The 11372-nt window shown below is 41.7% G+C and carries 9 protein-coding genes and 2 other annotated features; of the genes, 1 reads left to right on the top strand and 8 read right to left on the bottom strand.

Annotated features, from left to right (window positions below):
• Positions 1–71: 71 nt before the first annotated feature.
• Genes BN6559_RS17455 through trpD form a run of 7 tightly spaced genes read right to left on the bottom strand, consistent with a single transcriptional unit; the run spans position 72 to position 6536 of the window.
• Complete coding sequence (locus tag BN6559_RS17455) at positions 72–647, bottom strand: anthranilate synthase component II (RefSeq protein WP_110955922.1); 576 nt, start codon at positions 645–647, stop codon at positions 72–74.
• Positions 631–2130: an anthranilate synthase component I gene (gene trpE / locus BN6559_RS17450; protein WP_110955921.1), complete on the bottom strand. Its 1500-nt coding sequence runs from the start codon at positions 2128–2130 to the stop codon at positions 631–633. The genes BN6559_RS17455 and trpE overlap by 17 nt, the downstream gene beginning before the upstream one ends.
• A gap of 4 nt (positions 2131–2134) precedes the next feature.
• Positions 2135–2923: a tryptophan synthase subunit alpha gene (gene trpA / locus BN6559_RS17445; protein WP_110955920.1), complete on the bottom strand. Its 789-nt coding sequence runs from the start codon at positions 2921–2923 to the stop codon at positions 2135–2137.
• Entirely contained in the window at positions 2920–4107 is a 1188-nt protein-coding gene (gene trpB / locus BN6559_RS17440) for a tryptophan synthase subunit beta (protein WP_110955919.1), read from the bottom strand. Before trpB ends, trpA begins: the two co-directional genes overlap by 4 nt.
• Positions 4108–4139: 32 nt before the next feature.
• Positions 4140–4901, bottom strand: a complete 762-nt coding sequence (gene trpC, locus BN6559_RS17435) for an indole-3-glycerol phosphate synthase TrpC (RefSeq protein ID WP_110955918.1) — start codon at positions 4899–4901, stop codon at positions 4140–4142.
• Between the two features lie 2 nt (positions 4902–4903).
• Positions 4904–5521, bottom strand: a complete 618-nt coding sequence (locus BN6559_RS17430) for a phosphoribosylanthranilate isomerase (RefSeq protein ID WP_110955917.1) — start codon at positions 5519–5521, stop codon at positions 4904–4906.
• Positions 5511–6536 carry an anthranilate phosphoribosyltransferase gene (gene trpD / locus BN6559_RS17425; RefSeq protein WP_110955916.1) on the bottom strand — a complete coding sequence of 342 codons (1026 nt, stop codon included), beginning with the start codon at positions 6534–6536 and terminating at the stop codon, positions 5511–5513. The genes BN6559_RS17430 and trpD overlap by 11 nt, the downstream gene beginning before the upstream one ends.
• A 165-nt stretch (positions 6537–6701) precedes the next feature.
• Positions 6702–6979, bottom strand: a binding site (T-box leader).
• Between the two features lie 410 nt (positions 6980–7389).
• Here trpD and BN6559_RS17420 point away from each other — a divergent pair.
• A complete protein-coding gene (locus BN6559_RS17420; protein WP_110955915.1) occupies positions 7390–8610 on the top strand; it encodes an IS110 family RNA-guided transposase in 1221 nt (406 codons plus the stop codon).
• A 371-nt stretch (positions 8611–8981) separates the two neighbouring features.
• Here the strand turns inward: BN6559_RS17420 and BN6559_RS17415 are convergent, their stop codons facing one another.
• On the bottom strand, positions 8982–10643 hold the full coding sequence (locus BN6559_RS17415) for a 2-isopropylmalate synthase (protein WP_110955914.1): 1662 nt from the start codon (positions 10641–10643) through the stop codon (positions 8982–8984).
• A gap of 53 nt (positions 10644–10696) precedes the next feature.
• Positions 10697–10951, bottom strand: a binding site (T-box leader).
• Positions 10952–11372 lie beyond the last annotated feature (421 nt).

Below are 11372 nucleotides of genomic sequence, written 5' to 3'. Positions count from 1 at the left end.
CATAGGGATGTTGTCAAACATCCAACTGCCTGAAAGAATTCATTAGCGATAAAAATCAAGGAATCATTCACTTAACCCTTTTCACAATTTCGTAAAAAGTTTTCTATGATCTTAGCTCCCTTGGGTGTGAGGATGGATTCCGGATGAAATTGAAGTCCCTCCACTTTATAGGTTTCATGCTGAATTCCCATAATGATTCCGTCCTTCGTTTCAGCTGTTATTTTTAAGCAATCCGGCAATGATTTTCGTTCAAGAATCAAGGAGTGATAGCGACCTACGGGGAGGTCTTGCGGCAATCCTTCGTATAGTCCGGCATCGTGATGCGTGATCGTAGAAACTTTCCCATGAATCGGTGCCGGGGCTAAGATGACTTTGCCGCCAAAGACTTCCCCGATCACTTGATGTCCAAGGCAAATTCCCAAAATCGGTACTTTACCGGCAAACCTTCTTACAACATCAAGGCTGATGCCTGCATCTTTTGGCGTTCCCGGCCCTGGCGAAATGAGAATCGCTTCATAATTTCGCTCCGCAATCTCCTCTACGGTAATCTGATCATTGCGGATGACTTCGATCTCCTTGCCTAAATTAGCGACGAGCTGATATACATTGTAGGTAAAAGAATCATAATTATCAATTAATAAAATCATCCTCTTCCACCTCCTCAATCACTTGAAATAGAACTTGCGCCTTTTGTAAAATCTCACGATATTCATTTTCCGGTATGGAATCCGCGACAATTCCGCCGCCGGCTTGAATAAAGGCAGTATCATCATCCAAGCGGATCGTTCGAATCGTAATACACATATCCATATTGCCATTAAAATCAATATATCCCGTACAGCCGGCATACGTACTCCGTTCTGTCATTTCAAGTTCGTGGATGATTTCCATCGCTCTCAACTTAGGTGCACCGCTCACCGTTCCTGCCGGGAAGCATGCTTTAAGTACGTCTATTGCCGTATATCCTTGTTTTATCGTGCCTTTAACCTCGGATACCATATGCATGACATGAGAAAATTTTTCAATCTGCATCAATTTTGTTACCTCTACCGTTCCCGGCCTGCTGACACGCCCAATATCATTGCGGCCTAAGTCTACGAGCATGGCATGCTCAGCGCATTCTTTTGCATCTGCCAACAAATCTTTGCTCAGCATCCGATCCTCTGCCGCGTCTTTACCGCGTTTTCTTGTTCCGGCAATCGGATACGTATATACGGTATCACCGCTTACTTTAACGAGCATTTCCGGGGAGGAGCCGATTAATTTACGTTTGCCAAAATTGATATAAAACATATAGGGAGATGGATTGATTTGCCGCAGCCGGCGATAAAAGTAAAACGCCGGTTTCTTAATTTTGCATTGAAATTTATGGGATGGTACGATCTGAAAAATATCACCGGCAACAATATATTTTTTTGCTGCGATGACTTTATCCATATAGGTTTTGCTTAGCTTGCCAAACCGTTCTTCAAAACTTTTTTTATGCTGCACGGTCTGCTGTTTTGTCACTGCTGCAATCGGGGCCACAGGCTGCTGCAATTTTTGGTACACTGCTTTTAATTTTTCTATCATCGTTTGATAAACAAGTGCAAGATGATCCTTCTCGGTAATTTGCGCCAAACAAATCAGTTTTGAAGTATGTTTCAAATGATCCATGACCACGAGAGTTTGGCACAGTAAAAACTCTCCCAGTACCATATCCTCAGGGATATCTAGCCCACGAATTCGTTCAAATGTAGCTACAGATTCATAAGCAAAATAACCAATTGCTCCGCCATGCACGAGAGGCAAGCTGGCAATGACATCCGGAATCTTAAATTGCTCCATATAAGATTTTACCGTTTCTGACGGCGTCCCTTGCAACCTACTTTTCTTTTCGCCCTGAAAAAGATCTGCATGATCTTTATATAGTTTCAATTGCGCAAATGGCTCTGCACCTATAAAAGAGAAACGTCCAAAATTCTTATTTGTGTCTACACTTTCAAAGATAAACCCAAGTTCATTTCCGACTAATTTATAATACAAGGAAACCGGTGTCTCCATATCTGTAGATATCTCCGCAGAGACAGCAACCATATTTGCCGCTGCCGCCTGCTCGATAAAAACTTCTTTGCTGGGCGAAATATGCATGGTATTACTCCCTTTCATCTAAGGCTTTGCGAATATCGGCGATCAGGTTTGCCGCCCCATCCATATCTTTTTTTACGATACACTTTACAACTGCACTGCCAACGATAACGGCATCCGCCACTTCACTTGCTGCGATTGCCGCTTCCGGTGAGCCAATGCCAAACCCTACGGCAAGCGGCACATCTGTTTCTTTTCTCACCATTTTTGCCACATCATTGATCACTCCGTAGTCTATTTCTCTTACACCCGTTACCCCATTGACCGATACACAATAGATAAAGCCATCAGCACTTTGACAAGTTTCTTTGATTCTTGCCGATATGGTAGTGGGTGTCACAAATTCAATCAAATGAAACGCAGAGGCTTTACAAATTGCCCGCATCTCTTCCGACTCTTCATGCGGCAAATCAGGAACGATCATTCCGTCAAGTCCCGCGGCTTTAAAATCAGCAACAAACTTTTCGATTCCGTACGTCAAGATCGTATTGATATAGCCCATTCCCACGAGCGGGATCTGCGTGACTTTACGTAAATTCTCAATCAGTGCTAAAACCTTTTTCATCGTTGCACCATTTTGCAGGGCAATCACAGACGCCTCCTGAATCACCGGACCATCTGCAATTGGGTCGGAAAAAGGTATGCCGATCTCAATCACATCGGCGCCATTTTTTTCTGCCGCTTTCACCGCTTCCATCGTCGTTTCAAAATCTGGCGCGCCCGCAGTAATATAGATAAACAAAGCTTTTTTATTTGCTTTACGCAGCGCTGATAAAGTCTTATTTAAACGTGTCATGCTTTTAGCTCCTCTCCTAATGCAGATGCTACCATCTGTACATCTTTATCACCGCGACCGGACAAGCATACAACGACAGCTTCATCCGTTTGCGTCGTCGGCATCAAAGTATCTAAATACGCCAAAGCGTGAGAACTTTCTACAGCCGGAATAATCCCTTCCGTCCTTGACAGCAATTGAAATGCCGCTAAGGCCTGCTGATCGTCTACCGCAACATAGTTGGCAATTTTACTGTCTTTAAAGTATGCATGTTCCGGACCAACCCCTGGATAATCAAGGCCCGCGGAAATTGAGTAGGCTTCTACCACCTGACCATCTTCGGTTTGCAGCAAATAACTATATGCGCCATGCAGAACGCCTGGACGTCCCAACGTTAAAGATTTCGCATGATCGCCTTCCTTATCACTACGCCCGGCTGCTTCAACACCAATTTTTATAACATCTGCTTGATCTTTAAATGGATAGAATGTTCCCATCGCATTACTTCCGCCCCCAACGCAAGCGACGAGATATTTTAAATTCACTTGATGTTCTTGTACCTGCCTTTTAATTTCTTCACCAATCACCGCTTGGAAATCACGTACAATCATCGGATACGGATGCGGCCCTACGACAGAACCAATAATATAGTGTGTATCTGTTATATTAGCGGCCCAGTAACGAATCGCTTCGCTCGTTGCATCTTTTAGCGTTCCTGTCCCGCTTGTTACCGGGATGACCTTAGACCCAAGCAACCGCATTCTAAATACATTCAGTGCTTGCCGGCGGATATCTTCCTCGCCCATAAATACACAGCACTCCATACCAAACAACGCCGCCACTGTCGCGCAAGCAACGCCATGCTGCCCCGCCCCTGTTTCCGCGACAATTCTTTTTTTGCCCATCTTCTTTGCAAGTATGGCTTGCGCTAACGCATTGTTGATTTTATGGGCACCTGTGTGCAATAAATCCTCGCGCTTTAAATAAATCTTTGCCTTACCATAATGTGCTGTTAAACGTTCTGCATAATATAAACGAGTCGGACGACCGGCATATTCTTTTAAATACGTCTCGATTTCTTTTTTAAATGAAGCATCATTTTTATATTTGTCGTACGCTGCTTGCAGCTCCATTAACACCGGCATCACTATTTCCGGTACATATTGACCTCCATACACTCCAAAACGTCCTTTTTTATTTGGCATATTTCATTCCTCCATTTAATATCTTCTCTATTTCAAACGCAGGCAAGTTCCTGGGTCATTTTTGCTACATCGTCAGCCTTGACCAATCCTTCTCCGACTAAAACACCTTTCACGCCCGCTTGTTTTAATTTTTCAGTATCCGCATGACCATGAATCCCACTCTCACTGATGATCGTTCTGTTTTTATCACAGAATTGCAACAGCGACAATGTATGTGAAATATTCGTCGTAAAGTTTTGCAAGTTACGATTATTGATGCCAATCAACTCCGCCGGGGTGTCCAGTGTTGCCTTAATATCAGCTTCACTGTGTACTTCGACCAAACAATCCATCCCTAATCCCCAGGCAGTATACAGATACTCTTTAAGCTGTGCCGGCGATAAAATTCTGGCAATTAGAAGAATCGCATCTGCGCCGGCTTTTCTCGCCTGATAAATTTGGTATTCATCCATGATGAAATCTTTCCGTAAAACCGGTATTGTAACAAGCGCTTTAATTTTTGCAATATCGCCGATCTGACCGAGAAAGTGTGCATCGGTATGCACAGACAGAGCCGTTGCTCCGCTTTTTTCATAGATTTTTGCCAGTTCTTCAATCGTATATTTTGTGCACAACCTTCCTTTTGAAGGCGATTGTAATTTGCATTCTGCAATTAAACTCCATGGCTGTTTTCGTATGCGGCGCGACATGGCAAATTCCCCTGGCACAAGCTCTCGCTTGATATCACGAAGATGTATCCTTGCCTTGTCTTCGGCCACCTCTATTTTTTTCTTTGCAAGAATCGCATCTAGCATTTTTAAATCCTCCGTTTTATTTCATTGATATAAGTCAGAAATTCTCGAATCTTTTTTACCGACTTTTCCCCGTTTTCTTCAACGCCTCCTGAAATGTCAATCCCATCAGGCTGCAAAATCTCCATTGCCTGTTTTACATTTCCTATAGTTAAGCCACCAGCAGCAAGGACAGGGCATCTGATTTTTTGCAGCTCTGCTTTTGCTTCACTCCACTGAAAAACTTTTCCGGTGCCGCCCATTTGATTCGGCTGATAGCTGTCTATCAAAACCATCTCCACATCATAGCGATTGACCTCATCTGCTGAAAATGACTGCTGATAACGAAACGCTTTTATAATAGGTCTTTTAATCGATTTACAATATAGTGGAGATTCATCACCATGTAATTGTACGTAGTCCAAATCACAAAGTTCTGCAATCGAGTTGACTTCATCACTGGGGGCATTCACAAATACGCCCACCTTTTTTACTCCGGTTATGGTTTTGCTGATGACGCTCGCTTTCTCTGGCAAAATAGCACGACGGCTTGGTGCAAAAATAAATCCCATAAAATCCGCCCCGCCTTCAGCCACAGCCTGCGCAATTTCGCTTGATTGCACACCACAAATTTTAACCAGCATAAGTTTCTCCGGCATTGCTAAACGCGATCAGCTGCTCTAGCTTCTCAAATGCTGCACCACGGTCTATTACTTGCGCGGCCAGCTCTATGCCCTCTGCGATGCTTGCCGTCCGATTGGCAATGTAGAAAGCTGCACCTGCATTCATTACTACAATATCACGCTTTGCTCCCTTTACCCCTTTTAGTAAATCGCGAAGAATTGCCGCATTTTCTATTGGCGATCCGCCTTTATAGTCTTCTATCGTACCACTTGCAAATCCGTAAGCGACAGGATCAATTTTATAGGTTCTTACAACACCATGTTTCAGTTCAGAAACCTTGGTCTGTGTATGGGTCGAAATCTCATCCATACCATCATCGCTATGAATGACCATGGCTTGCTTTACGCCAACACTCTTTAATACTTCTGCAACTTTTTCTGTTAAATTTCCATCATAAATTCCCACAAGCTGATAATCCAAATGTGCCGGATTGATAATCGGCCCCAGCATATTAAATACCGTTCTAAAGCCAAGTTCACGACGAGGTTTTGCCACAAATCGCATTGCTTTATTTAATGCCGGTGCAAATAAAAAGCCGATGCCCAATTGTTCTATTTCTTCACTTACCCGCTCCGCTGGTTGATCGACTTTTACACCCAAGGCCGTCAGTACATCGGCACTGCCGCAGGAGCTTGATACACTGCGATTGCCATGTTTTGCAACGGATAACCCGCCACCTGCAAGGACAAAAGAAACTGCGGTCGATACGTTAAATGTGCCCTTGGTATCTCCCCCAGTACCACAAGGACAAATCACCGGCTTACTATGTTTTACACGATCAGCATGATCTAGCAACGTTTGCGCAAAACCTGCGATTTCTTCAATTGTTTCACCTTTCATTTTAAGCAGCGTCAAAAACGAACCGATCTGTGCATCCGTTGCATTTCCTTCCATGATAATACGCATAGCTGCACTGGACTGCTGTTGATCCAGATGTTGCCCTTCTGTTAATTGATGCAAATATTGTTTTAACATTTGACTTTCCTCCTTAACGTAAATGAATAAAAAAATAACCATTCCACCCCTATATACCAACTTATATTGATATATAGGGGCGAAATGGTTTCGCTGTACCACCCTACTCTGATCATCTCTACAATCTGAAAACAGTAGTGAAAAATAAAAAAACACTTCACCCCACCAAGGGACGAAATGCATTCGTGTTGCCACCCTACTTTCAGATCATAAACTGATCTTCTCAATCAAGTACGGGAATATTTCTAAGAATATCCGATACTCTAGCCCAATAACGGAGGCAACCGTTCCCACCTACTTGCAAATTGCTTTGCGTTCAAAGGACACTCACGGGACCATTCGATATGTTCTGAAAGGCCGGTCATCTCACCTCTGATTTCCATCAGTCACCGACTCGCTGAACTTTAGTGTACATATGTACTCTCCCCGTTCACAGTTTTTGTAGTTCATATGAAATTATCTTTGATTATAGTTATTTTTCTGTTACATGTCAATAGGTTTTTTGAATTTTTTTTGATGTCACCAAAAAAATTTTAAATTATACAGGAGAATTGCCAAACTAAAATTTTATTTATGAAAATCTTAGTATACGCGACGCCCGTAGACGTCCTTTTGTCATTGCCACAAAATAAGATGCAACGCGAGCTGTAGCATCACCATGAACGAAAACAATGATGTATAATTAAAGTATGGCATAAGGTCGATTCTTTTTGAGTCAAGAACTCGACCACAAAATTGATATGATTTCCTGCTTGCACCACATATTGTCCAGCCCCTTCGGGCGAAAGGACGTGTAGTAAAGTAATAACTTACAGGAAGTCACGCCATATTTTATCTACAAGGGGATGGTATTGTGGACATAACTTATGAGCGTTGTTGTGGGATTGATGTACACAAAAAGATGATAGTTGCCTGTCTAATCTGTGGTGGAAAGCAGCAACTTCGTCAGTTTGGTACAACGACAAAAGAACTGAGAGATTTATCAGCTTGGTTAGTTGACGCCGGTTGTCAAATGATTGCCATGGAAAGTACCGCTTCCTACTGGAAACCATTGTACAATATCTTTGAGCTTTCCGATCTCAATGCCATGGTAGTAAATGCCCAGCACATGAAAGCTTTGCCTGGTCGTAAGACCGACGTCAAAGATGCAGAATGGATTGCCGATCTGCTCCGACATGGGTTACTAAAAGCAAGCTATATTCCAGACCGTGAACAACGGGAACTACGGGAAATCTCTCGCTATCGCAAGAGCTTGATTGATGAGCGAAGCCGAGAGCTGAACCGATTGCAGAAAATGCTCGAAGGAGCCAATGTGAAACTATCCAGTGTAGTAAGTGCCATCAATGGCAAGAGTTCCAGGCGACTTCTGGAAAGCATTGTCCAAGATAAAAAGCTTGATGAAGACGAGATTTTAAGGCTGCTTCATCCTAGTATGCACGCTAAACTCAATGAAATCATGGCTTGTGTTGATGGAATTATTTCGCCCTTGCAACGCAGATTGCTTCGTAATGTCTTGGATCATATTGACGATATGACAAAACGTATCGAAGATATGGACAAACTAATCAAAGACTACTTGAACAAATATGAAGAAGCCATCGCAGCCATAGATGAAATACCGGGTGTTGGGAGAATCAGTGCAGAAACAATCTTAGCGGAAATCGGATTAAATATGAATCGGTTTCCAACCGAAAGACATATTAGTTCTTGGGCTGGTGTGGCGCCAGGTAACCATGAGAGTGCAGGGAAACGAAAGAGTGGAAAAACTACGCATGGAAATACAACATTAAAAGCTATGTTAGTACAATGTGCCAAGGCTGCGCAAAAGACGAAGGGAAGATTTTTTTCAGCTCAATATCAACGGATTGCAGCGCGAAGAGGAAAAAGCAGAGCCGCCGTAGCTGTGGCTCATTCCATACTAATCGCTATTTACTACATACTAAAAGCAAAAGTTCCTTATCGAGAGTTAGGTTCAGAATATTACAACCAATTTAACCGCGAGAAGAAAATACAATCCTATTTGAAGAAATTAGCGGCTTTGGGTTGGGAGCGCCCCACCACAGCTACAACCTGATTGTCTATATACGATATTTTTTGTCCTGAATTATAGGGCTTGTCTTTGTGCGTCCTTTTTCTAGGATATAGAAGAGTTTTTCATAGTAAAGGACCAAAAAGTCTAGGCCACAAACCTCCAAAATACTTGAAAAAAGACCAACTTACTAAAATCCTTAACTCGCTTCGCTCAAACAAACGGATTTCTTCACGTAAGTCGGCCTTTTTTCATCCTTCGGAACGTATTTTTCCGGAAAAGGCCTAAAACAAGGATTGGGAGGCCGCATTTTTAATGCGTCACTCCCTTCTGCGTTTCAATGCAATATATTAACTATACCTTACATTTTAAAATATCATTTTTACTTTATTGATCCGTTTATCTTATAACCTTTATTAAACATGCATTCGATTTACTGCACTGATTAAAGCGTTTACGGATGCTGTAATAATATCATTGTCGATACCCGCGCCCCAAATTACGTTTTCATCTTTATCTGTAATACTAATATATGCAGCTGCTCTCGACTTTGAGCCTTGCTCTAACGCATGCTCACTATACGTCAGATTCGTGTATTGAATCCCTAGTTCTTCTTGCAAAACACTGCTGATCGCATCTAAACGGCCATTTCCTGCAGCGACAAATACCTTTTCTTCCCCATGTATATCACAAGTCGCTGTAACCTCAAACACGCCATTTTTTCGTATGAAATTAAAATCTTTTACATGAATCGGCGCGCTAATATTCACATAACTCTTTTCGAAAATCTCATAAATCTCATCAGGCATAAGTTCTTTATGTTTATGATCTGATACACTTTTCACTGCATAACCAAAATCTTCGCGCATTTTTGGCGGCATTTCCAAACCATATTTTTGCTGCATAATATAACCGATCCCGCCCTTACCGGATTGGCTGTTGATCCGAATCACGTCTCCATCATATTCACGGCCGACATCTTTCGGATCAATCGGTAAATACGGCACCGTCCACTGCTGACAATTCTGTTCCTCACGCCATTTCATTCCTTTGGCAATCGCATCTTGATGCGAACCAGAAAAGGCCGCAAAAACAAGTTTCCCTGCATATGGCTGACGATCATTTACGGTCATCCGCGTCATTTTTTCATATAAATCAATGATTGCAGGCATATTGGAAAAATCAAGATTTGGATTTACGCCATGTGCGAACAAATTCATTGCGATGGTCACAATATCAGCATTGCCAGTTCTTTCACCATTGCCGAATAAGGTTCCCTCGATACGGTCTGCACCGGCAAGTAAGCCCATCTCTGAGTCTGCAACTGCACAGCCGCGGTCGTTGTGTGGATGTAAGGAAATAAGCACATTTTCGCGATACTTCATATGATTGGACATATACGCAATTTGAGATGCATAGATATGCGGCATTGACATAGAAACCGTTGCCGGCAGATTGATAATGACTTTTTTATCAGCCGTCGGCTGCCAGATATCGAGCACACGATTACAAATTTCTAAGGCAAACTCCATTTCCGTTCCCGTAAAACTTTCCGGAGAATATTCGAATCTAAAATTACCCGGATATTCTTTTGCATATTGATTTAAAAGTTTCGCACCAAACTCAGCAATCGCAATAATTTCTTCTTTTGATTTTCTAAAAACTTGTTCGCGTTGGGCAACAGATGTTGAATTATACAAATGTACGACCGCTTGTTTTGCTCCTTTTAAAGCCTCAAAAGTTTTCTTGATAATATGTTCTCTTGATTGGGTCAAAACTTGAATCGTAACATCATCCGGGATCAGATCTTCATCAATCAATTTTCTTACAAATTCATATTCTGTTTCAGAAGCTGCTGGAAATCCAACCTCAATTTCTTTAAAACCCAGTTGCACTAAAAACTTAAAAAACGTGATTTTTTCTTCTAAACTCATTGGAATCACTAATGCTTGATTGCCGTCACGCAAATCCACACTACACCAGATTGGTGCTTTATCTATATATTCTTTCTCTGTCCAACTCATATCAACCACTGGGGGCATAAAATAGCCTCTTTTGTACTTACTATAATTTTCCATCCATCATTCTCCTCAACATAAAAATTCAACAAAAAAAGCCTTCCATCTCTATACAAAGAGACGAAAGACTATGTCTTACGTGTTACCACTCTAATTCATACTTAAATTAAGTATGCACTCTATCAGATACGGACTTATACAGCCTTATATCCTCCTGTCTGCTAACGGTCAGGCTCCGGCTCCACCTACTTTTACATTTCAGCGAGCTGCTTCAAGGCGAGTTCAAATTTTCTCTGTTACTGCTTCACACCAGCCAGCAGTTCTCTGACAACATGAAAAATCCTACTATTCCTCTGCAACGCATTTCAAATATCTCTTACAGGATAACATAACGATACATTTTTGGCAAGCAATTTTACACATCAAGTAGTAAAATTTATATTTTCTATTTTAAGTTTACAGTTTTGACTGTATTTACAAGGCTGTTACCTTGTAACGATCAGTATTTCATACGCTTTTGACAAGTCAAGAAAGAGCAAAATTTTTGTCAAAGTATTTTAAACTTTTAAATGGCACTTCTCGTTATATATAACTATAGAACAAAATAAGCGACTAGAAATAAATCCATTCGCTTAAAACTTGACAGTATGAAATTTTACGATTATGATAATGATATAAATGGTGCTACCGATAAACGGTTAGTTCCCAAAATTACGTTAAAAGATTAATCGCGAAGTTGGTTGCTGGGCGGTTAATCTTTTTTTATCAGTAAAACCAAAACGATTATCA

Source organism: Massilibacillus massiliensis (assembly GCF_900086705.1).
GTDB classification, from domain to species: Bacteria; Bacillota; Negativicutes; order FLKF01; family FLKF01; genus Massilibacillus; species Massilibacillus massiliensis.
Note: the sequence above shows the minus strand (reverse complement) of the source record. Positions and strands in the feature narration are given on the sequence as shown.